Source organism: Paracraurococcus lichenis (genome assembly GCF_030657435.1).
GTDB lineage: Bacteria > Pseudomonadota > Alphaproteobacteria > Acetobacterales > Acetobacteraceae > Paracraurococcus > Paracraurococcus lichenis.
Map to the genome: position 1 here is coordinate 1 of NZ_JAUTWS010000048.1, position 22,459 is coordinate 22,459.

A 22,459-nucleotide genomic window follows, 5' to 3' on the forward strand; every position below is an offset into this window, starting at 1 on the left:
GACAGGCATTATCAGAGGAGAGAGAGGAGGCGCTCCGTCCGCCGCGGCAAGCTCCTCCAGGCGAGCCCGACGAAACGCCTGGGCCTCTGATCTCCGATGCTCGTCACCGGGACATGGACGCCACCAAGCTGGACCTAGCGACGGAGCTGGCCAGGATCGACCGTGCCATCGCCGAGGCGGAAACGCGGCAGGCTCGCGGCCGCCGGCTGGCACCCTGGATGATCGTCACAGCACTGCTCAGTTTCAGCTGCGGGATGGCGACGGGCGTGGCGATGGTCTTTCGCATGGCACAGGCCACGGCCTGCTTCTGATCTGACAATTTCTACCATAAGTTGCTGTCATCACAGGAATGTTATAACATTCTCGGACCAGTCTCCGAGCGCCCCGCCCATGCCGACTGCCGCCGTTCCCGTTGTCCCGGCTTCCTCCAGGAAGCCGGCCATCGCCCGTTTGCCACGCCGGCTGCCAGTCTTCCCCCCGGCGGAGGTCATGCACCGGCGGCCGATCCTCCCTGAGCCGGTGCTGCCCGACCCGAAGCGGTGGGAGCGGATGCGGGCCAAGGCGGGGATTCTGGTGGCCATGCTCATCACCGAGGAACGGCAGGACGCGGAGGCGGCTGTGCGGGAGCGGGTGCAGGAGCTGGCCCGCGACGATGCCCGCAGCGCGGCGGCGCGCGCCGCTGCCAAGCTCGGCATCCTGGATGATGACCGCGGCGGCGATGGCCCCGCCATGGTGGCGCGGCGCGGCCAGCTGGTGCCGGCGGACGTGGCCGGCACCGAGTACCTCCGTACCCGGCTGGACGGGCCGCTGGCTGGCCTGTCCCTGTCCCCCCGCCAGCGCGAGGCGGCGGCGATCCTCGCGGACCTCTGGCGGGATGCGCTGCCGGCGGCCGAGATGCCCGGGAGCTATGGCGGCGGGTCGCAGGGTGGGCAGCGCGAGCTGAGCCACGACCAGTACCTGGCGGCGGCGGTCGCCTGGCGGGACTACCGCGCGGCGCTCGAGCTGCTGCGCCGGGTCTGCGGCGATGCCGTCGAGCGGGCGGTGCGGCTCGCCGTGGTGCACCGGGAGCCGGCGCTCGGCTGGCGCGTCGCCCGGGGCCTGTCGGTGCTGGCGGACGAGTGGCGGTTGCCCGAATAGCGGTTGACTTTCGCTCGCGAAAACGGCATCAGGACCTGTCGCCACAGCTGCGCCCGGTGCTCTGAAAGCCCGGGCGTTTTGCAATTTCGGCCCCTGCGGTCCGGGCGGCTTCACCGATCCGGACGGCCCCATGCGCCTCGTCGACTATGCCTGCACCTGCGCGGCAGCGCGGGGCAACCCGCGTCGAATCTGCGGCGTGAACCATCCCGATTGCCACGCCCTGGCGAAGCGCCGGCCCGGCCCGAAGGTTGGAACCGTGCCCGATTTTCGATTCCAGACCGTGGAATTTGGTGAGGCTGAGGGGGCCGAGCCGGCCCGGTCCGGGCGGGAGGATACCCCCCGACGCCCCGCCGGCTGAGGCCCCGTCCGCTCTCACGTCCTCTCAAACGTCCCTTTGAACCCTTGAGCCCCGGCAAGCCGGGACCCCGGAGCTGCGATGGCCCGAAAGCCCCTCCAGGTGGCTGCCGGGCCGCCTCGGTTCATTGCCTACTTCCGGGTATCCACTGAGAAGCAGGGCCGCTCAGGCCTCGGCCTGGAGGCCCAGCGGGCAGCCGTCGAGCGGCACGTTCAAGCCGCCGGCGGCACGATCATGGCGGAGTTCGTCGAGGTCGAGAGCGGCAAGCGGTCCGACCGGCCCGAGGTGGCCAAGGCGATCGCCGCCTGCCGCGCCCGCCGGGCCACCCTGATCATCGCCAAGCTCGACCGGCTCGCCCGCAACGTCGCCTTCATCTCGCACCTGATGGAAAGCGGGGTCGAGTTCGTCGCCGCCGACATGCCGACGGTCACCCGGCTCACCGTGCACATCCTGGCGGCCGTGGCGGAGGAGGAGGCGCGGATGATCTCGGCGCGGACCAAGGCCGCGCTGCAACAGGCGAAGGCACGGGGCGTGAAGCTGGGCAACCCCCGGCTCCGCGCCGGTGACGCCAGCTCGGCCGAGAAGGCGCGGCAGGTCTACCGGCAGCAGGCTCAGGCCTACACCGACGACCTCCGGCCCTACGTCGAGGCGGCGCAGCGCGCCGGCGCGACGTCGCTGAACCAGATCGCGGCCGCCCTGCAGGCGCGCGGCATCCGCACCCCGCTCGGGCGGGAGACGTGGAGTGCCTGGCAGGTGTCTCGGCTGCTCGCCGCTCTTCGGCCCGCGGCGAGCTGATCATGCCGCCCTACCTGAACACCGAGCCGCCGCGCTGCCTGCAGGCCGAGTCGGACAGCCCGGTGCGGGATGCCGGCCGCCAGGTCTTCGACGCCGCCACCCGTCTCGGCGAGGTCTTCGACCGCTTCGAGGACGATTGGCTGGCCGTGGATCCCGCGGCTGTCCTCGCGCTGCGCCAGGACATCGACCGGCTGACCAGCCGAGCCCTCGCCCTGCTCGGGACGCCCCGCTGACCCCAACCCAGGAGCAGGCGACGTGCCCGCAGACCCGACCGACCACCGTCCCATCCCGCCCGGGCCTGGGCTCGAGGCGGCGATCGCATCCCTCGGAGTGTCGAAGGACGAGCTCCGCGAGGGCGCGGAGGCGATCGCCGGCCTCGGGCGGCATGCCCTCACCTCGGCGCAGCGGATCGCCGACGAAGCGCCCGTCTCGGCCGAGATCTTTTGGAGCCTGGGCACACGGCAGCTCCGCATCGCGGCGCTGCTGCGGATCCTCGCCGACGCCGTGCCTGACGCCTGAGCCGATGCCCGCCGATCCCTTCTACCGCAGCCCCGAGTGGCAGGCGCTCCGCCGGGCCGCGCTGAAGCGCGACGGCCACCGGTGCACCACGCCGGGCTGCACCAGCACCAAGCGGCTGACTGTCGACCACATCGTCTCGCGCCGCGCCGGCGGCGCCAACGCCCTGCCCAACCTGATGACCCGCTGCATCGACTGCGACAACCAGGTGAAGGAATCCGCGAACGGCGAGCGCCGCCGCGGCGGGCGCGCGACGGCGCGCGGCTGCGACGCCGAGGGCTGGCCCCTCGCCCCCGCCACCGTCCCCACCCCCAGGGGGGGCTGAAAGTCTGGGCGGAAAAATTTGGCAACCGGACGGGGCCTTCCCGTGCACTGCCGCGAATTGGAGGGAAAAGGGTCATGGCCGGCCGACGCCCGAAGCCGACCCAGCTGAAGCTCGTCGCGGGCAACGCCGGCAAGCGGCCGCTCAACGCCGCAGAGCCGCAGCCGCGGCGTGAGTTGCCCAGTCCGCCAGCGCACCTGTCGCCGCAAGCACGGGTCGCCTGGGGGCGCTTCTCGGCCCTCCTCGACCGCATCGGCGTGCTGACGGAGGCCGATGCGACCGCCCTCGAGCAGATGGCGGAGACCTATGCCGAGATCATCTGGCTGCGCGCCGACATCGAGGACAACGGGCGCTTCCAGACGGTGAAGACCAAGGCCGGCGGCGAGATGGAGCGGCTGCGGCCCGCCTACACGGCACTGATGGACGCCGACCGCCGCCTCAAGGCGTGGCTGGTCGAGTTTGGGACCACGCCCGCCGCCCGCAGCAAGGTGAAGGGTAATGGTGGCGAAGAGCAGGAAGACCCCGCAGCCGCCTATTTCCAGTGAGCCGCCGGCGGACACCGCGACGGCCTGGGCGCGGGATGTGGTGGCCGGCCGGGTGGTAGCCGGGCCGCACATCCGCAACGCCTGCCGCCGCCATCTCGACGATCTGGAGAAGGGGCCGGCCCGCGGGCTGACCTGGGATCTAGCGGCGGCGAACAAGGCGCTCGGCTTCTTCCGCGACGTGCTGCGGCTGAACGGCGGCCAGTTCGAGGGGCGGCCCTTCACCCTGCACCCCTCGCAGGCCTTCCGGGTGGGCTCGCTGTTCGGCTGGAAGCGCGCCGATGGGTCGCGCCGCTTCCGGCGGTTCTACGACGAGGAGGCGAAGGGGAACGGGAAGTCGCCGCTCCTGGCCGGCATCGGCATGTGGTGCCTGCTGGCGGATGGCGAGGACCGGGCAGAGGTCTACGCCGCCGCCTCGAAGAAGGACCAGGCCATGGTCCTCTTCCGGGATGCGGTGGCGATGTTCCAGCAGTCGCCCGCCCTGGCAGCGCGGCTGACGCCCTCGGGCGGCAATCCGATCTGGAACCTCGCCGACCTGAAGACCGGATCCTTCTTCCGGCCGATCTCGAGCGAGGACGGACAGAGCGGCCCGCGGCCGTCCTGTGCGCTCTGCGACGAGGTGCACGAGCACCGCAACGGCACCATCATCGAGATGCTGGAGCGCGGCTTCAAGTGGCGCCGTCAGCCGATCCTGCTGATGGCCACCAACTCCGGCAGCGACCGCCAATCGGTCTGCTGGCAGGAGCACCAGCATGCGGTCCGGGTTGCCGCCGGCACGCGCGAGCCGGACGAGGCCTTCACCTATGTCGGCGAGGTCATCGACGACGAGACGTTCAGCTTCGTCTGCTCACTCGATCCCAAGGATGATCCGCTTGAGGACCCGTCCTGCTGGATCAAGGCCAACCCGCTGCTCGGCGTGACCGTGCAGCCCGACTATCTCGCCGGCGTGGTGCGCCAGGCCAAGGCGATCCCTGGCAAGCTGAACAACATCCTCCGCCTGCACTTCTGCCAGTGGACGGAGGCTGACACCGCCTGGATGGCGCGGCCGGCGTTGGAGGCCTGCCTCGCCGAGTTCGAGCCAGAGAGCGAGCACAGCGGCGCGCCGGTGTTCGTCGGCCTCGACCTCTCGGCCACGCAGGACATGACCGCGATGGCCTTCGTCGTCCCAACGGGGACGGTATCGCTGCCGCGCGACGACGGGACCGTCGCAGACCTGCCAACCTTCGACGCCTGGGTCGAGGCCTGGACGCCGCGGGACACCCTGACCGAGCGGGCGCTGCGGGACAACGCCCCGTATGATCTCTGGGAGCGCGAGGGCTGGCTGCAGGCGGCGCCTGGGAAAATGGTGCGCTTCGACTTCGTCGCCGCCCGCTTGGCCGAGCTCGTCGGCGTCTTCGAGATCCGGACGCTGGCGTATGACAGCTACGGCTTCAAGAAGCACTTCGAGCCGGAGCTGGACGCCCTCGGCGTCGGCGTGCCGCTGATCGAGCACCCGCAGGGTGGCAAGAAGAAGGGCGCCGAGAGCGGCCTCTGGATGCCTGGCAGCAAGCTGGCACTGGAGCAGCTGATTCTCGAGGGCCGGATCCGTCTGCGGCGCTCGCCGGTGCTGATCTCCGCGATGATGTCGGCGGGCATGGAGAGCGACCCGTTCGGCAACGCCTGGTTCTCCAAGCGCCGCGCGGTGAACCGCATCGACGCACTCATTGCCTTGGCCATGGCGGTCGGGGCGGCAACAGGCGCAGCCGGTGAGACCGGCGGCAGCATCTTCGACGACGCCGAGCTCTGGAGCTGAGAATGGGCTTGCTGACCCTCTTCGGCTTCGGCCGCACCGCATTGCGGGAGCGGCGGGAGCCCACGCTCGCCCCTGTCGCATCCCTCGACAACCCCACCGTGAACCTCTCCGAGGTCGACGGCACCTGGTTCGCCGATTGGGCAATGGGTGGCGCCGCGGCCAAGTTCGGCCCGGCGGTGAACGAGCGGACCGCGATGGCGGTCTCGGCGGTGTTCCGCTGCGTGACGCTGATCTCCGGCCTCATCGCCAACCTGCCGCTGAAGGTTTTCGAGCGCACGCCCGAGGGCCGCCGCGAGGCGACCGAGCATCGCCTTAACCGGCTGCTGAAACTGGAGCCGATGCCCGGTTCACCGATGGTCGCGCACCAGTTCAAGGAGGTGCTGGCGCAATCGATGCTGATGCACGGCAACGGCTACGCGATCATCCGCTACGACCAGGCAGCGCGCGTGGTCGGTCTCGAACTCGTCCTGCCATGGCTGGTGGAGATCCTGCGCACCACGACCGGCCGCCGGGTCTATCGCGTCTCCTGGGACGACGGCCGCCCGGTCGAGTACATCGATTGGGAGGACATGCTGCACGTCGCCGGGCCGGGCTTCGACGGCGTCCAGGGTGTGTCGCGGATCCGCTATGCCGCCGGCGACAGCATCGGCCTCGCCAAGCTGCTCGAAGAGCAGACCGGCTTCGCGCACGCGAATGCCTCGAGCCCCTCGGTCTTCGTCGAGGCGCCGGCGAACATGAAGCCGGACAGCTTCAAGCGCTTCAAGGCGCAGTGGGCGCAAGACAACGGTGGCTGGCGCAATGCCGGCAAGGCTTACTTCGGTGACGCGGGCAGCAAGCTCACGGTGCTGCAGATGAAGCCGGTCGACCTGGCGACGATCGACAGCCGCCGGTACCAGGTCGCCGACATCTCTAGATTTTTCGGCGTGCCGCTTTCGTTATTAAATGAAACTGACAAGAGCACCAGCTGGGGCTCGGGCATCGCTGAGCAGCATCTCGCCTTTCTTGGGTATACCCTCGATGCTGATCTCTCGCGCATTGAGAACGTGCTGAACGCGCGGCTGCTCGGCGATGGCCGCTATTACGTCGAGTTCGAGCGCTCGGCGCTGCTGGCGATGGATCCGGTCACGTCGGCTGAAGTGATGCAGACCGAGATCTCGTCCGGCGTCCTCACCATCAACGAGGCGCGGTCCATGCGGAACCGTCCGCCGGTCGAGGGCGGTGACACGCCGCTCGTGAACAGCACGAATAAGCCGCTCGACCAGCAGCTTGCGCCGCCGAAGCCCCCGCCGCCGCAAAAGCTTCCAGGAGCCATCTGAATGCGTAAGTTCGCCGAGCGTGTCCTCGCGGCGCGGCCCGAGGCGCTGTCCCTTTATGCCTCCATGGCGCCGGAGCCCGGCCTGTCTGTACGAGCCGCCGCGGCGGACAAGCCCGCCGAGCTCCTGATCTACGACGAGATCGGGTACTACGGCGTGACCGCGAAGGACGTCGTCAAAGCGCTCGCCGGAATCGGTGACGGCCCGCTGCTGGTGCGCTTGAATTCTCCCGGGGGCGATATTTTCGACGGCTTGGCGATCTACAACGCGCTGAAGGCCCGCACCGACGTGACGGTGCAGATCGACGGCGTTGCGGCGTCGGCAGCTGCCTTCATAGCCATGGCGGGGACGAAGGTCACCATTGCCGAGAGGGCGATGATGATGCTGCACAACTGCTGGGCGTTCGTGGTGGGCAATCGGCACGACCTGCTCGAGCAGGCCGCCACCATGGAGAAAATTGACGGCCAGCAGGCCGCCATGTTCGAGGCGAAGACCGGCAAGAATACGGCTGAAATCGTCGCCGTCCTCGACGCTGAGACTTGGTTCACCAGCACCGAGGCCAAGACCTTCGGTCTGGTCGACGAGGTGTTGAGCGCTCCTGCGCCGGCTGCTGCCGCGACGGGTGCGCCGCGCGCCTCCTCCCATGACATCGCGCTCCGGCGCGCCCGCCTGCGGGTCGCCGAAGCCGCCTGAACCCCGAGGCGCGCGGGTCATCGGCCGCGCCACTCCCGGCCGCCTCGGGCGGCCTCTCCTATACAGAGGTAAGCATGTCGCAGATTGCGAAGCAGCTCCGCGCTGAGCGCGGGGATCTGATCATCAAGGCGCGCGCCATCCTGAACGCGGCCGACGTGACGGCCGAGCAGATGGCCGAGGCCGACAAGATGATGGCGCGCGCCGACGAGCTCATGGCGCGCATCGAGCGCACCGAGAAGGCCGACGCTCTGGCCATTGAGCTGGATGGCAGCCTGCGGGCCGAGGCCGAGCGTCGCGGTGTCAGCGCAGGCGACATCGAGGCGGAGAAGGAGCGCGAGCAGCGCCTCTTCAAAGCCTTCGTGACCGGCCGCGTCTCCGCCCTGACCGACGATGACCGCCGCATCGTGGCGCAGCGCATTCAGGCCGCCGCCTCGGTCGGCACGACCACGGCCGGCGGCTACACCGTCGCGCCGGACTTCATGCGCGAGCTGCTGATCGCGCAGAAGGCGTTCGGCGGCGTGCGTGGCGCGGCCCGCGTCATCGAGAGCGGGACCGGCGTCGACCTGCCCTGGCCGACGATGGACGACACCTCCAACGTGGCGACGATCGTCGGCGAGAACACGTCCGGCGCTGCCGGCACCGACCTCACCTTCGGCAGCAAGACGCTGAAGGCCTGGACGTACCGCTCCGGCTATCTGGTGATCAGCCTGGAGCTGCTGCAGGACAGCGCCTTTAACTTCGACACGCTGATCCGCGATGCGCTGGCGCAGCGCTTTGCCCGCGGCCAGAACCCCCACTTCACCACTGGCAACGGCACTACCCAGCCGGAGGGCTTCGTCACCGGCGCGACCGTCGGCTACACCATGCCGACCGGCAACACCGCCACCGTCTCGACGGACGGCCTGATCGAGCTCGAGCACAGCGTCGACCCGGCGTACCGCGCCGGTGCGCGGTGGATGATGGCCGATGCCACCTTCAAGGGCGTCAAGAAGCTGAAGGACAGCCAGAACCGGCCGCTGTTCCTGCCGGGCTTCACCGTTGGCGCCGCGGACACGGTGCTCGGCTACCCGGTGTCCATCAACCAGGACATGGCGACGCCGGCGGCGAACGCGAAGACGATCGGCTTCGGCAACTTCCAGAACTACATCGTCCGCGACGTGATGGGTCTGGTGGTGAAGCGCCTCGACGAGCGGTTCGCCGAGAATGCGCAGGTCGGCTTCATCGCCTTCCAGCGCACCGACGGCCGCACCGTCTCCGCGGCGGCGCCGATCAAGGTGCTGGCGCAGAGCGCGACCTGAGATCGCCGGCGGGCCCGACCGGGCCCGCCAATGCGCTCCTCCGTCCTGGAGATTCCCGATGAAAGCCCGCATCCTCGCCGAGACGCGTATCCTCGGCGCCGCCTTGCCGGTCGGTTGCGTTCCCGACCTGCCGGAGAAGCTGGTCGCCGACCTCGTGGCGCTCGGCGCGGCGGATCCCGATCCGGCCGCGGTCGCCTATGCCGAGACGCTCGGTATTGCCATGCCGGAAGCAGCGCTCGAGGCGATCGCCGCGCTCGCGCCGTCCGCCGATGCCGACGCCGAGCAGGCTTGAGGGAATACCCCATGCCCGCTCTCGCCAATGCTCAGCGCAGCCGCGCCTTCGAGCCGGTCCTCGCGCGGGCCTGCGGGCTGGCGTGACGTCTCGGGGCGCCTTCGGGCGCCCGCTTTCCTTCATCCCCTAATCGCGGAGACCGCCCGTGTCCAAGTCGGACGCCTTCGAGAACGCTTGGCTGCAGCTCGTCTTCAACAACGTGAACATCGCCAACATCGGCGACGCGACTGGCCTTCGCGGCAGCACCACCGCTGGCAACCTCTACGTCTCGCTGCACACCGCCGACCCGGGCGAGACCGGGACGGAAGCGACCAGCGAGATCAGCTACACTGGTTACGCGCGCCAGGCTGTCGCGCGCTCCTCGGCTGGCTGGACGGTCACCGGCAACAGCGTGTCGCCGACGGCGAACATCCAGTTCCCGACGTCGACAGGCGGCACTGGCGGCACGGCCACCCACTGGAGCGTCGGCGTGGCGTCCTCCGGCGCGTCCACGATCCTGTATAGCGGCACGATCACGCCGAACATCAGCGTGGCCGCTGGCGTGCAGCCGATCCTGTTGGCTTCAGGAACCACGATCACTGAAGACTGACACCTCTCACCAGGGATAGAGCGCCATGGCGGTCCCGTCAGTCGTATTCAGCAAGACGGGCACCTTCAGCAGCGGCTTCCCTGGTGCCGGCTCCCTCGCCGCAGTCGACGCAACGGGCGGCTCGCTGCTGCTCGTCGCCATCACCACGGAGACGAGCAGCGCGCCGACGCCGACGAGCGCCACCTTCGGCGGCGTCTCGCTCACGCTGATCAGCAGCAAGTCCGCCACGAACGGCGGCACCATCTTCCTCTACGGGCTGGCCTCGCCCGCACAGTCCTCCGGCACGGTCTCGTTCTCGGTCGCCAATACCTATGTTGCCGCTGGCTGCATCTCCGCAGTCGTGCTCTCGGGCACGGCGACGTCGTCGGCCTGGATCGCCGGCGCCGGTGCGACCGGCTCGCCTTCCAACACGTCGACGACCAGCGACAGCGTCACTACCACCGCCGTCGACAGCCTGATTTTCTCGGCGGCGCTTGGCTACTACGGCCCGACAATGACGCGCTCGTCGAGCCCCTCCGGGCTGACCAGCGTCGTCGATAACGACACCAACACGACGTCCGGCTGTCGCCTCTACACCTCCAAGCAGAGCGCGGCGACCACCGGCACCTACTCGCACGGCTACGCCTTCAGCGGGTCCACGACCAACCCGGTCACGGTCCTGACCGCGGCCATCGCCCCGGCGGCGGGGGGCGGCGGAACCCCGGTATCGGGTGCCGGCGCGGCCGCCGGCGTCGGAACGGCCGCAGCGGCCGGCGTCGCCACGGCGCCCGGCGCAGGCGGCGCGGCAGGCGTCGGAACCGCCGCGGCGGCCGGCGCTGCGCTGGCTTCCGCCGCGGGCGCCGCGTCTGGCACCGGAACGGGCGCCGCCGCCGGCCTGGCGCTGGCTTCCGCCTCGGGCAGTGCGGCAGGCGCCGGGGCCGCCTCGGCGACCGGCATCGGCGCCGCGATGGCAGCTGGCGCAGCTGCCGGGCAGGCGCTGGTCGCCGCCGCGGGCGCATCGCCCGCCCCAGTGGCCGGTGCCGCAGCCGGCGTTGCGACCGCTACGGCCGCTGGCACGGCCCTCGTGGCGGCCGTCGGCGGGGCCGCCGGCGCGGCCCTGGTGGCAGCTGCCGGCGCAGCCTCCACGGCGGCTACTGGCGGGGCGGTCGGCACGGCCTCGGCCACGGCTGCCGGCCTATCCCTCGCCGCAGCCGTCGGCGCCGCCGGCGGGTCGTCCTCCGCTGTCGCGGTGGCCTTGGGCGGCAGCAGCGGGGCCGGTATCGCGTCGGGCGCCAGCACGGCCAGCGCTACGGGCCTCGCGGTGGCCTCCGCCGCCGGCGGGGCCGACGGGACGGCAGGAGCTGTAGCGGCCGGCGTCGGCCTCGCCCCGGCTGTCGGCGGGGCCGCCGGGACGGCGGGCGTCGCGGCTGTCGGGGGCGCGCGCGCCTATGCCGTCGGCGCAGCCGGCGGGTCGTCGGCGGCGGACGGGGCAGCCTCGGGCGGTAGCAGTGCAGTCGGCGTCGCGGCGGGCCTCGGCACGGCCGTCGCGGCCGGCGTCACGGCGATCTACGGCGCCGGCGTCGCGGCGGGCATGTCAGGGGCCACGGCACCTGGCGCTGGCCTGGCGCTGGCCTCTGGCGGGGCGTCGGGCGCCGCCTCCGCCGCAGCTGCTGGGATGGGCCTCGCCTACGCCGCCGGCGTCTCGGCGGGCACGTCCCAGGCGCGCGGCGTCAACCCGGCCCGCCAGGCGCTGCCGCGCGGTCCGCAGACCGCCGCCATTGCACGGGCGGGACGCACCCTGACCGCCGCGAGAGGGCTACGCACTCCGGCTACCGCAAGAGGATCCTGATGCTCACCGTCCTGACGCCGGCCTCGACCGACGATCTGACGATCCTGGCCACTCTGAAGGCGGAGCTCGGCGTCACCGACGCCGCCTCGGATACCTACCTCGCGGACCTGATCACCCAGGTCTCCGGCACCTGCGCCAGTTTTTGCGGCCGACCGGGATGGGGGCGGGAAACAGTGCGGCAGATCGAGCGGCTCGCCGGATGGCGCGACTGCATCTTCCTCGAGCGCGACCTGGTGCCGAGCATCAGCAGCGTCACCGCCGCGGACACCGCGCTCGTTGCCGACGTCGACTATGAGCTCGACGGCTCGCTGCTCTACCGTCTGTCGGGCGATCGGCGCGTCGCGTGGTCGTGCGGCAGGGTGGTGATCGAGTATGCCGCCGGATACCCGCTGCTCGGCGGCCTGCCCTACGACCTTGAGCGCGCGGCGCTCGACCTCTGCAAGGCGTGGTGGAGCGCCAAGGGGCGCGACCCGCAGGTGCGATCGCTGAAGGTCCTGAACGAGATCGAAACCGCCTATTTCGATCCCGATAAAGTCCAGTCCATCGGTGGCCTGCCCATCGATATCGCCGCACGGCTGCAGCCGTATCGCGCGGTAGCGCTGTGAACGCCGCCACCCAGGTCGCCGCCGCGCTCGCCAAGTATGGGCGGCCGATGCCGCTGCAGCGCCGGCAGACTGGCGGCACCGTCGTGGACGTCGATGTGAACTGCTTGATGCGATCCTTCCGGCCGACGGAGCTGATCGGTGGCATCCAGATCGGCGACGCGCAGGTGATCGCCGATGCCGCCCCACTGATCGCGGCCGGCCTCGGGCAGCCGAAGAAGTCCGACCTCATGACCATCGATGGACGGGTGTGGATCGTGCAGAACGCGACACCGCGCGCAATCGGCGCGACGGTCCTGGCCTACGACGTGTGGGTGCGTGGCGGATGAGCAGCGCCACCGCATTCGCGGCGATCCACGACTACCTGACCGCGGGGTGGAGCAACACGCCGCTGGTCTTCGAGAACGAGATCTTCGACCTCCCGGCCGTCCCGACGCCTTGGGTTATGGTCGAGGTGTACGGCGACAGCGACGAGCAGATCAGCCTCGGGGCCGGCTCGGCCGCGGCCAATCGCTGGCGCGAGGAAGGCGCCGTGCTCTGCCACGTCATGGTGCCGCAGGGCACCGGCACGCTGACGGCCCGCATCCATGCGGAGGGTCTGGCCGACCTGCTGCGCGGCGTCGAGCTGGCAGGCGATGTGAAGTTCCGCCGCATGTCGATCGGCGCCGGCACCGCCGGCACCGAAGACGGCACCTATTGGGTCGTCACGCTACGCGCCGAGTGGACCCGCGGGTAACCAACAGGAGCACAAGATGACTGACAGCAACCGCACGCGGATGTCCGCGGTGGTCGAGACGACGCTTGGAACCACGCCGACCACGCCCCGGATGCGCAAGGTCCGGTTCACCGGCGAAAGCCTCGCCTATGAGCCGCAATACGGCCAGAGCAACGACATCCGCGACGACCGGATGAACTCCGACCCGTACAAGACCAATGAGAGCAACAAGGGCGGGGTGAACACCGAGTTTCACTTCCCCGATGACGGCTCCACGCTGTCGAACTTCATCGCGTCCAGCTTCCTGTCGCCCTGGAGCAACACGCCGGTCCGCTACAACGACGGCGTGACCGATAGCGTCATCACCGACATCGGCACCACCGCCAACACCGTCACCTTCACAACCGGCGCGGCCTTCGTCGTCGGGCACTTGGTGCGCATGAGCGGCAACGCGAATGCCGCCAACAACGGCCTGTTCCCGGTCACGACCGGCGGCACGACCAGCTTCGTCAGCACGGGCTCCGGCTTCGTCGCGGAGACGGTGCCGACCGCGCAGAGCCGCGCCAAGGTGGTCGGCCTGCAGGGCACCTCGGGCGACCTGGTGGCCGCGGTCGATGGCATCACCAGCACCACGATGAATTTCACCACGATGGGCCTGGCTGTCGGCCAGTGGATCAAGATCGGCGGCACGGGCGCCGGCTTCCGCTTCGCAAACGAGCTGTGCAACGTCTGGGCGCGCATCGTCGCCATCGCCGCCAACAAGCTCACCCTCGACAACCTGCCGGGCACCTGGACCACCGATGCCGGCACCGGCAAGACCCTGCGCGTATTCTTCGGTGACCGGGTGAAGCACGGGACGACGCTGATCGGCACGTCGATCGAGCGGAGCTTCCTGGCACAGGCCGTGCCGTCGCACATCCTCCAGGCCGGCATGTGCGCCAACCAGGCGACCTATACCTTCACGTCGGAGAGCGCCGTCACCGCCGCTTTCGACTTCATGGGCCTGACGGGTGCGGTGAACGGCGCCGGAGTTGGCTCGCAGTATGACGACGCGCCGACCGGCGGCGCGCTCACCAGCAACGCATCGGTCGGGCGCGTGGCCGAGGCCGGCGTGACGCTGTCCAGCCCGAACTGGGTGAAATCCGCGACCATCACAATCAACAACAACCTCCGCATGAAGACTGCGGTTGGCACGGTCGGTGCGGTCGATATCGGCGTGGGTGAGGCCGCCGTGACGGTGGAACTCAACACCTACTTCGGCAGCTCCGCCCTACTGGCCAAGCTGCTGTCCGGTGCGGCCACCAACGTGAACCTGCACGGCCGGAAGAACAGCCAGGCCTGCATCTGGCAGGTGCCGCGGCTGACCCTGACCAGCGGCACGCCAAATGCCGGCGGCAAGAACCAGGACGTCATGCTGCCGACGAAGGCGATGGCCTCGGCGGACACCCTGACCAACACCGTCCTGCTGCTCGATCGCCTCGAGTTCTACCAGGACTGACCAGATCCCGGCCGCGAGGCCGGGTGGCGCCGCGCGGCGCACGGGGCGGCGGCTATGCGGGTGGCCGCCGCCCCACTTTCCCGCAACCCGCATACCCGCAAGGAATCCGACCATGGTTGAGCTGGCCCGCTTCGAGCAGAACTATACCGCCATCACCGAAGGCGCGTGGATCCGCGTCGGCGAGGAGTATGGCGACCTCGAGATCCAGACCCGCGGCTTCACCGACCAGTACACGGACGCGCAGACCCGCCGGCAGCGCCAGGCGGCCAAAGCCTACGAAGGCGACGTGTCCCGCCTGCCGGTCGCCCTACGCCGGAAGATCAACATCGACTGCCTCTGCGACTTCGTCCTGATGGGCGTGCGCAACCTGACGGTTCAGGGCACGCCGGTGGACTTTCCGACCTTCTGCAACCTGTTGAAGGATCCGCGCTATGCACCGCTGGTCGAGGCCTCGTTCCGCGCCGTGAACCGGGTTGGCCAGCAGCTCGAGGCCGACATCGAGGATGCGGTGGGAAACTCTGTGCCTGCCTGACCTGGAGCCTCCGGGACGGCGCGGGCACGACTGGCTTTCTCGCCCGCGTCGCGCTGGAGGACCCGGATGCGGCTGCGGCCGCTGAAGCCGCGTGCAGCGAAGCCCCGACCTTAGAGCCGTGGCTTCGCTGGGTGTGGCGCGCGTGGCAGGCGCTGCACGCGGAGCGATCCCACCGCGTCGAGGGCGTCGCCGCACCCCTCGGCGGCATGGTTATCCGGTCGCGCCCAGGGGTGACCCCCTGGACAGCCATCGACCGGTACGCACGGCGGCACGGCTACCACGGCGAGGTGTTCGACTTCCTGGTCGAGTGCCTGAGCGCGATGGATGCCCACTACATCGAGTGGTGGGCTGAGAAGCAGGAAGCCCCATGAGCGGTTCGGCCTTCAAGCGCAGTGTGGACGTGTTCGTCTCGCGTGACCTGTCCGAACCGGAGCGCGCCGCGCATCTGGCGCGCGTTGCCAAGGCGGGCCTGGCCGAGCTGCAGGGCAGCGGCCGGGCCCCCGAGGCTTTCAGACGCTTCGTCGACGGCCGCGAAGGTGCCCGCGAGGAGAGCGTGAAGGCGGAGGGCCTGATTCTCTACCGCTTCAGCTTGCTTGCAGAAGCGGCGACCTTCGCAATGACCTACCTGCTAACGCGGGTGCCAGTCACGAGCGGCGCCTACCGGGACGCACTCTGGTACGCGGTCAACAACCGGCCGATCAGCCGCAAGAGTTGGGCGCCCGACAAGCTCGGCAGCGACGTCGACGAGGTAATTCTGTTCGACAAGCTGCCGCAGAGCCGCAAGCTCGATGTGCAACTCGTCGGCGGTAAAAAGCTGCGCGTGAAGGTCAAGCCTAACTTCTTTGAGGATGCCGCCCGCGAAGTCCGCAAGGCTTATCCGTCGCTCGACTGCTGGCGCCTCTACAGCGTTGATTGGCCAGGCCGACAGAAGTCCGAGAAGCAACGCTGGATCGACTACCCCGGCATCTCCATCCGCGCCCGCCAATAGGACACCCCATGGCCGAGCTCTCCACCGTCACCGAAGCCGCCTTCCGCGGCCGGTTCGACGATGCCATGTCCAACGCGGCCGCCGCCGCCCGCGACAGCATGACGAAGCTCGGCGTCTCGGTCCAGGAGGCCGATGAGAAGATCACGCGGAGCCAGCGGTCGGCCACGAGTTGGGTCAACTCGGCCGACGACATGACGAAAGCGGCGAACCGCGCCGAAGCCGCGAAGCGCAAGCTGGCTGAAGCAGAGAAGGCCCTGGCCGATGGCGTTGCCAAGGGCGACGTGACGTCCGACCAGCAGGCGCGGACGCTGACGAAGCTGCGCGACGAGGTGCAGAAGACCGAGGAACGCTTGCGCACCCTCTCGCGCATGTACGACACGGGCGGGGCCGGCGCGGCCGCGATGGCGACGGCCGTCGCGGCGAATGACAACGCGGGTCGCAGCTTCAGCAATTTCGGCCGGGTGGTCGGTCAGGCGGGCTTCCAGATCCAGGATTTTGCCACCCAGGTCGCGGGCGGCACCTCGGCCATGGTCGCGTTTGGCCAGCAGGCGCCTCAGCTCCTCGGTGTGTTCGGCACGGGCGGCGCGATTGCAGGCGCTATCGTCGCGGTGGGCGTGCTGGCAGCGGGCCTCCTGCTCGGGGCCGACAACAGCAAGAAGCTCAAGGAAGCGATCGAGGGGGCCGGCACGGGCTTCAAGGCGGCCGAGGAAGCGGCGGAACGCTGGCGCGACGGCCTGACCAAGGAAGCCACGCAGGTCAACCAGCTCCGCGACTTCTATGCGTCCCTGTCGAAGGAGCGCCAGCAGTTCGAGCAGCGGAACCTTGAGGCGACGCGGGCCGAGCTGCAGCAGGCGCAGGAGGACCTCCGCAAGAGCGCTATCAGCCAGCTCGGCGGCCGGATCAACAGCGCGCAACTCGACCAGGCCCAGGCGGCGGCGCAGAACCTGCCGGCGGATCAGCGGGAGCTCTACCTGTCGAACCCGGACCTGGAGCGGATGCGCCAGGGGGTGCAGGTCCTGAAGGACTTCCAGGCGACGTCCAAGGTGGGCGTCGAGGACCTGGCGCAGTTTGCCGCGCGCCTGCGCGAGATCGCCGGCGACGCCCAGGACCGCTACAGCGTCGGGCTGCGGGCCGCGGCCGACCAGCTCCAGAAGATGGCGCCCGAGGCCGACAAGCTGTCCACGGCCATCGACCAGACGGATGCCCGGCTGCGCGGCCTGAATGGCAACCTGACCGAGACGGAGCGGCGGCTGCGCGCGCTGGCCCAGGCGGCGGCCTCCGATCCGATGGCCGGGCTCAATGCGTCGATCAGCCTTGCCAACGACCGGCTGGCCGCGCTCAAGGCCGGCGGTCTCGAAGCGCTGGAGCGGGTGACCAACCTGCAGAAAGACAACGCGACGGCGACGCAGCTCGCGACGAAGGCCGAAGAAGACTACATCACGAAGCTCAAGAAGGCCGGCGTCGAGGCCGACGCGGCAGCCGCGCAGGCCGCCGCGCGCCGGGGCGAGTTCGCCCAGCTCGCCGCCGAGGCGGTGGCGACCGACCGCGAGGTGACTACTCGGCAGAAAGCCGCCGAGGCGGCGCGCGACGCGGCGAAGCGGGCGGCGCAGGAGGCCGAGACGGAGCGCAAGCGCGCCGAGCGCGAAGCCGAGCAGGCCGCACAGAAAGCCCAGGCGAACGCCGACAAGCTCCAGACCGGCTGGGAGAACTTCTGGAAGGCGGCCGACCAGCGCGCCGACAAGCGTGCTGAGCGCGCCAAGCTGGACGAGGAAACGCAGACCGAACAGCTCGACCTCATTCAGAAGCAGATCAGGCTCGTCGGCGTCTCGACTGAGGCGAGCGCGCGTGAGCTGGCCGTGTTCCAAGAGAAGCGGAAGATCCTCAAGGAGAACTACGGCAACGAAGCCGCCCTGGACGAGGAATCGTCGCAGCGTCGCATCGCCAATGCCGCCGCCATCGCCGACGAGACTTCGGCCCTGCGGAAGCAGAGCAGCGCCATGCAGGAGCTGCAAGGCCTGGCCGAACGGAGCTTTGACCGAATCGGCCAGAGCATCACCGATGCGTTCGTGTCGGGCAAGGGCGCGGCCGTGAACTTCGGCAACGTCGCCAAGGCCGTGCTGTCCGAGGTGATCCAGTACCTGGCCAAAATTGCCGTGGTCAGACCGATCATGAATGCCCTCTTCGGGTCGAATAACCCCGATATCGGCACGGTGGCGAGCGTGCTCGGCAACGTGGCCGGGGGCAGCAGCTCCGGCAGCACGGGCACCGCCGTGGGCGATGGCACGTCGCCCGGCAGCAGCTCCGGTCTTCTTAGCTACGCCTCCACGGGCAGCACCCTCTATTCGCTGGCCGACAAGCTCGGGTTCATACCGTCAGGCTGGGGCAGCAGCGGCTTGCTCGGCAGCGTGAAGGGCTACATCGGCGACGCCTACACGGGCGTGTCGAACTTCCTCGCCAGTCCCTTCGCCGGATCCTCGGTCAATGCGACGGGCGCCGTCACCAACGCGGCCGGCTACGGCTCGATGGCGCAGAACAGCATCGACGCGGCGGGCTCGGCGCCGGCGGCGGGCATCGGCACCTGGGGCCAAACGCTCGGCGGCGTGGCGAGCATCGCCGGCGGGGCCTACGGGCTCGCGACCGGCCTCCAGCGCGGCGGCGTCGGCGGCTACACCACGGCAGTCGGCGGGGCCATCGGCATCGCCAGTGGTGCCGTCTCGGCCGCGGCGGGCGCGGGCCTGCTCGCTGCATCGGGCACCCTCGCCGCATTGGGCCCGTATGGAATGATCGCGGCTGCCGTCCTCGCCATCATCGGCAGCCTGCTACCTGGCCAGAAGCCGAGCAACAAAGAGGGCAACTGGACATACGACTTCGACACCATGACGGCGGTCGAGGACGGTCAGACCGGCGCCAAGTATTCCGGCACCAATCGCGGCATCGCCGGCCAGATGGTGGTGAACCTGCAGCAGCTCGTGGCCTCTACTGAAAAGCTCCTGAACTACGATGCGTCGGGCACGCTCAAGGTCGGCGCCGGCGACCGCGACGGCTTCTACTTCCAGACGCAGACCACTACGAGCCGCGGTTATGGCGCCAACGACGAAGGCGCCAAGAACCTCACCATCAACGCGCTGTCGGTCCTGCTGGCCGAGAACGGCGCGAAGATGGCGGAGGCCGTGCGGGCGGGCCTGGCTTCGGTCCGCCACGACACCATCGAAAACATGATGACCGACCTTGCGACGCTCGCCGCTGTCACCAATGGCGGCAAGGCGAGCGAGAGCCAGAACATCGCGGCCCAGCACACCGACTGGTCGAACTTCCAGGGCGCGATAGCCGACTTGCAATGGGTCCGCGACGTGTACGACCCGATGCAGGATGCAGCGAAGGCTGCCAATCAGTACCAGCAGCAGCTTGACGCGCTGAACACCAAGTACCAGGCCGTCATCGACCAAGCGACGAGGCTCGGCCTCGCCACCGACAAGGTGATCGAGGCACGGGATAAGGAGATCGACGCGCTCAATAAGCAGCGCGCCGCGGTTGTCGATGCGTTCGACGCTGATCTTGCCACCCGGATGGCAGCCGCCAACGGCCAGACGGCCTCCGATCCCTTCGGCACGCTGATGGCCAACTTCGACGCGACAGCGGCGCAGCGGGTGGAACAGGCGCAAGCCTCGCTCGAGCAATGGGGGCTGACCGCCGAGGACGTGTCGGCGCGCATTGTCATGTTGGAGCGGATCCAGGGTGCCGAGCGGCTCAAGGTCATCTCCGACTGGAACGCGCAGGTGATCGACACCCTGACCAGCTTTGACAGCGCACTTGCCGAGCGTGGGCAGCGGGCCGTGGGCAACGACCAGACCGCCGACCTGCTTGCCTTCGACCGCAACGCTGCGGCCGAGGTCACGCAGGCCCGGCAGCAGCTCCAGGCCCTAGGGCTGACGGCGCAGCAGGTGGCCGACCGGCTGGCGATCCTGGAAACCGTCGAGGGTCAGGAGCGGACGGCCATCGTCCAGAAGTACGCTCAGCAGCGGGTCGCGGCCGAGCAGGAGGCCGCGCAGCAGGCGGCGCAGGTGACCGCCCAGGCGGTGGCCGACCGCACCGCCCTGGTGAACCAGGCGCGGGCCGATCTCCTGTCGGCCTATCAGGCCGAGAGCAGCGCCATCGACCAGACGCGGACCAAGTTCGCCGCCCTGGCCAAGACGCTGCGGGATTTCAGCACCAGCCTGAAGACGGGTGACCTCTCGCCGCTGTCGCCGGAAGCACAACTGGCCGCCACCCGCGCCCGGTTCGCTGACGTGTCGGCACGGGCGAAGCTCGGCGATGCCGATGCCATGGCTGACATGCAGGGCGCGGCCAGCGACTTCCTGGCCGCGTCGAAGGATTACTACGCGAGCGGCGTCCAGTACGCGCAGGACTTCGCCCAGGTGCAGGACGCGCTGGCGGCGGCGGCCAGCACGGCTGACCGGACGAGCAGCATCGCCGACCAGCAGCTCAGCGTGATGAAGCAGCAGCTCACCGCGCTCGGCGTGCTGACCGATGCGACGAAGTCCGTTGCGGCGGCAATGGCCGACTACAAGGCCGCGCTGAACGGCAGCGGCGGCATGACGGTCAGCCCGGCCTGGGATGCCGTCCAGGCCTCCGCGCCTCCTGCCGCCACGCCGACCGCGACGGGCTCCGTCTCGCTGTCTGCCGCGACGGCGCAGTCCATCGTGGCGAACTGGTACTCGACCAACCTCGGCCGGTCTCCGGAGGCCTCGGGGCTGGCCTACTGGACGAACGCGCTCACCAGCACCGGGAACATCCAGGGCACCTTGACCGAGTTCATGAAGGGCGTCGCCAACGAGAAGTCCATCCGCGGCTACGCCGTGGGCGGGCTCGCCTCGCCCGGCCTGGCCCTCGTAGGCGAGGAAGGGCCGGAGCTCGTGCGGTTCAAGCAGCCGGGCATGGTCCTCCCGGCGGGGCGCACCCGCGAGTTGCTCGGCGGCGTCGACCTGGTGGCCGAGTTCCGCGTGCTGCAAGCGATCATGCGCCAGGCGGTCACCGTCACGGCGCAGGGTGCGCTGGCCGTGAAGGGCGCGGTTGAGCAGGGCAACGAGAGCGCGGCCGACATTGCCGCCGCGCAGCGGCGTGCCGCATCGAAACCGAGAGCAGCATGATCATCCTGGTCGCAGTGGCCGGCCTCGCGGCGGGCGTCTCCACCACCTATCGGTGGGCGACCGGCGCGGGGTTTATCGACGCGTCTGCCCGCGTGTACGAGCCGCGCGTCGTCCAGGCCGGCAACTATACCCGGTCCCTCGTGGCGCCCACTCGCAACAGCGGGCGCAGCGAGGTCGGGTACGGCGAGGTCGTCATCAACAACCAGGACGGCGCCCTCGACGGGCTCAAGGACGTGGCCTTCGACAGCCGCGATATCCTCATCACGTACCAGGATGGCACGGTCATCCTGCGCGGCGCCTGCGGCGGCTTCGAGCTGCGGCGCGATCAGGTGGTGTTCCGGGTGCGCGACCGGCAAGCCGTGGTCGCCAATCGGCTGCTGGTCGAAGAAAACTACGGGGGCACCAACTCGCTGCCCGCCGGCCTCGATGGCACGGCGAACGATATCAAGGGGCAGACCAAGCCGCGCGCCTACGGCAAGGTTCGCGTGGCCGAGGTGGTGACCGTCAACACCAGCCGGGAGATCCATCAGCTCTCGGTTCGGGGCATCACCAGCGTCGATGCCGTGCAGGACGGCGGCGCGGCGATCACCGCCGGCACGGCCTATGCGACCCTGGCCGACGTGCAGGTGACCGCGCCGTCTGCCGGCACGTACCGGGCCTATGTCGGCAGCAGCACCGAAGGCGCCTATATTCGCACCGGCTCGTCGCCCGTGCGCATCCTCACCGCCGATATGTCCGAGGGCGCGACCACCGCTGACCGCACGGTCGCCCAGATCATGACGCGGATCCTGCAGAATGCCGGACTGTCGGCAGGCGAGATCCTCGGCGCCTCGGCCGTCGATGCCGTGGCCGGCTGGGTGGCGGGCTACTTCAGCGGGGCGGGCGAGAGCGTCACGGTCGGGCAGGCGATGGATGACCTCGCCGCCTCCATCCATGGCTACTGGATCGGCGGCCGGGACGGGAGCATTCGGCTCGGCGTACTCCGCGCCCCGACGGGCACCCCCGTGCTGACCATCGAGAGCTGGATGGTGCTCAACGACGGGACTGCCATCGAGCGCGTGGTCAACGACGACGAGGGCCTGCCCTACTGGCGGGTGTCGGTGCAGTACCAGCGAGTATGGCGCACGCAGAGCCGGGACCAGCTCGCCGGCGTCGCGCGCGCCGAGCAGGAGCGGCTGGGGCTCGACTACCGCACCACCGCTACCCACGAGGACAGCACCATCCGCACGACTTACCCGCTGTCCAAGGAGCTTGTCATCACGACGCTGCTCGACAGCGAGACGGATGCCATCGCGCTCCGCGAAGCGCTGTGGCCGATCTACTCGGTCGTGCGCGACACCTTCAAAGTCATGATCCCGACGAGCTACGCCGCCGCTGTAGATCTCGGGGACGTGGTGCAGCTCACCGTGCCGCGCTTCGGCCTGGCCGCCGGCAAGTTGTTCCGCGTGACCGGCATTGCCGAGGACCTCCAGCGCAATCGCTCCGAACTCACCCTCTGGGGGTAA

Annotated in this window: 23 protein-coding genes; all 23 read left to right on the forward strand. The window is 69.7% G+C overall.

Going from position 1 to position 22,459, the window contains the following annotated elements; genetic code table 11:
• Window positions 1-311, forward strand: a 311-nt coding sequence (locus Q7A36_RS29115; protein ID WP_305107293.1) for a hypothetical protein, incomplete at its 5' end; no start/stop codon positions are given.
• Between the two features lie 178 nt (window positions 312-489).
• Window positions 490-1,137: a hypothetical protein gene (locus tag Q7A36_RS29120; RefSeq protein ID WP_305107294.1), complete on the forward strand. Its 648-nt coding sequence runs from the start codon at window positions 490-492 to the stop codon at window positions 1,135-1,137.
• Window positions 1,138-1,573: 436 nt separating this feature from the next.
• On the forward strand, window positions 1,574-2,287 hold the full coding sequence (locus Q7A36_RS29125; protein WP_305107295.1) for a recombinase family protein: 714 nt from the start codon (window positions 1,574-1,576) through the stop codon (window positions 2,285-2,287).
• Window positions 2,288-2,289: 2 nt separating this feature from the next.
• Window positions 2,290-2,520, forward strand: coding sequence for a hypothetical protein (locus Q7A36_RS29130; protein ID WP_305107296.1), 231 nt, complete (start codon window positions 2,290-2,292; stop codon window positions 2,518-2,520).
• Window positions 2,521-2,542: 22 nt separating this feature from the next.
• Complete coding sequence (locus Q7A36_RS29135; protein ID WP_305107297.1) at window positions 2,543-2,806, forward strand: hypothetical protein; 264 nt, start codon at window positions 2,543-2,545, stop codon at window positions 2,804-2,806.
• A gap of 4 nt (window positions 2,807-2,810) precedes the next feature.
• Window positions 2,811-3,128, forward strand: coding sequence for an HNH endonuclease (locus tag Q7A36_RS29140; RefSeq protein WP_305107298.1), 318 nt, complete (start codon window positions 2,811-2,813; stop codon window positions 3,126-3,128).
• Window positions 3,129-3,202: 74 nt separating this feature from the next.
• A complete protein-coding gene (locus tag Q7A36_RS29145; RefSeq protein ID WP_305107299.1) occupies window positions 3,203-3,670 on the forward strand; it encodes a phage terminase small subunit P27 family in 468 nt (155 codons plus the stop codon).
• Complete coding sequence (locus Q7A36_RS29150; RefSeq protein WP_305107300.1) at window positions 3,624-5,459, forward strand: terminase large subunit; 1,836 nt, start codon at window positions 3,624-3,626, stop codon at window positions 5,457-5,459. Before Q7A36_RS29145 ends, Q7A36_RS29150 begins: the two co-directional genes overlap by 47 nt.
• Window positions 5,460-5,461: 2 nt before the next feature.
• The gene (locus tag Q7A36_RS29155) at window positions 5,462-6,775 is read left to right on the forward strand and encodes a phage portal protein (RefSeq protein WP_305107301.1); all 1,314 of its coding nucleotides are present in this window, start codon (window positions 5,462-5,464) and stop codon (window positions 6,773-6,775) included.
• On the forward strand, window positions 6,776-7,465 hold the full coding sequence (locus tag Q7A36_RS29160; protein WP_305107302.1) for a head maturation protease, ClpP-related: 690 nt from the start codon (window positions 6,776-6,778) through the stop codon (window positions 7,463-7,465).
• A gap of 74 nt (window positions 7,466-7,539) precedes the next feature.
• Window positions 7,540-8,763, forward strand: coding sequence for a phage major capsid protein (locus Q7A36_RS29165; protein ID WP_305107303.1), 1,224 nt, complete (start codon window positions 7,540-7,542; stop codon window positions 8,761-8,763).
• 58 nt (window positions 8,764-8,821) lie between these two features.
• Window positions 8,822-9,055, forward strand: a complete 234-nt coding sequence (locus tag Q7A36_RS29170; RefSeq protein ID WP_305107304.1) for a hypothetical protein — start codon at window positions 8,822-8,824, stop codon at window positions 9,053-9,055.
• Between the two features lie 145 nt (window positions 9,056-9,200).
• Window positions 9,201-9,644, forward strand: a complete 444-nt coding sequence (locus Q7A36_RS29175) for a phage tail fiber protein (RefSeq protein ID WP_305107305.1) — start codon at window positions 9,201-9,203, stop codon at window positions 9,642-9,644.
• A 25-nt stretch (window positions 9,645-9,669) separates the two neighbouring features.
• A complete protein-coding gene (locus Q7A36_RS29180; protein ID WP_305107306.1) occupies window positions 9,670-11,472 on the forward strand; it encodes a hypothetical protein in 1,803 nt (600 codons plus the stop codon).
• Window positions 11,472-12,077: a hypothetical protein gene (locus Q7A36_RS29185; protein WP_305107307.1), complete on the forward strand. Its 606-nt coding sequence runs from the start codon at window positions 11,472-11,474 to the stop codon at window positions 12,075-12,077. The genes Q7A36_RS29180 and Q7A36_RS29185 overlap by 1 nt, the downstream gene beginning before the upstream one ends.
• On the forward strand, window positions 12,074-12,403 hold the full coding sequence (locus Q7A36_RS29190) for a hypothetical protein (RefSeq protein ID WP_305107308.1): 330 nt from the start codon (window positions 12,074-12,076) through the stop codon (window positions 12,401-12,403). Before Q7A36_RS29185 ends, Q7A36_RS29190 begins: the two co-directional genes overlap by 4 nt.
• Window positions 12,400-12,810 carry a phage tail terminator-like protein gene (locus Q7A36_RS29195; protein WP_305107309.1) on the forward strand — a complete coding sequence of 137 codons (411 nt, stop codon included), beginning with the start codon at window positions 12,400-12,402 and terminating at the stop codon, window positions 12,808-12,810. The genes Q7A36_RS29190 and Q7A36_RS29195 overlap by 4 nt, the downstream gene beginning before the upstream one ends.
• A gap of 16 nt (window positions 12,811-12,826) precedes the next feature.
• A complete protein-coding gene (locus tag Q7A36_RS29200; protein ID WP_305107311.1) occupies window positions 12,827-14,287 on the forward strand; it encodes a phage tail tube protein in 1,461 nt (486 codons plus the stop codon).
• 112 nt (window positions 14,288-14,399) lie between these two features.
• Window positions 14,400-14,819, forward strand: coding sequence for a hypothetical protein (locus tag Q7A36_RS29205; RefSeq protein WP_305107312.1), 420 nt, complete (start codon window positions 14,400-14,402; stop codon window positions 14,817-14,819).
• A gap of 53 nt (window positions 14,820-14,872) precedes the next feature.
• Complete coding sequence (locus tag Q7A36_RS42100; protein ID WP_456306827.1) at window positions 14,873-15,190, forward strand: phage tail assembly chaperone; 318 nt, start codon at window positions 14,873-14,875, stop codon at window positions 15,188-15,190.
• Complete coding sequence (locus tag Q7A36_RS29210; RefSeq protein WP_305107313.1) at window positions 15,187-15,807, forward strand: hypothetical protein; 621 nt, start codon at window positions 15,187-15,189, stop codon at window positions 15,805-15,807. Before Q7A36_RS42100 ends, Q7A36_RS29210 begins: the two co-directional genes overlap by 4 nt.
• A gap of 8 nt (window positions 15,808-15,815) precedes the next feature.
• Window positions 15,816-20,954 carry a hypothetical protein gene (locus Q7A36_RS29215; protein WP_305107314.1) on the forward strand — a complete coding sequence of 1,713 codons (5,139 nt, stop codon included), beginning with the start codon at window positions 15,816-15,818 and terminating at the stop codon, window positions 20,952-20,954.
• Entirely contained in the window at window positions 20,951-22,459 is a 1,509-nt protein-coding gene (locus Q7A36_RS29220; protein WP_305107315.1) for a hypothetical protein, read from the forward strand. The genes Q7A36_RS29215 and Q7A36_RS29220 overlap by 4 nt, the downstream gene beginning before the upstream one ends.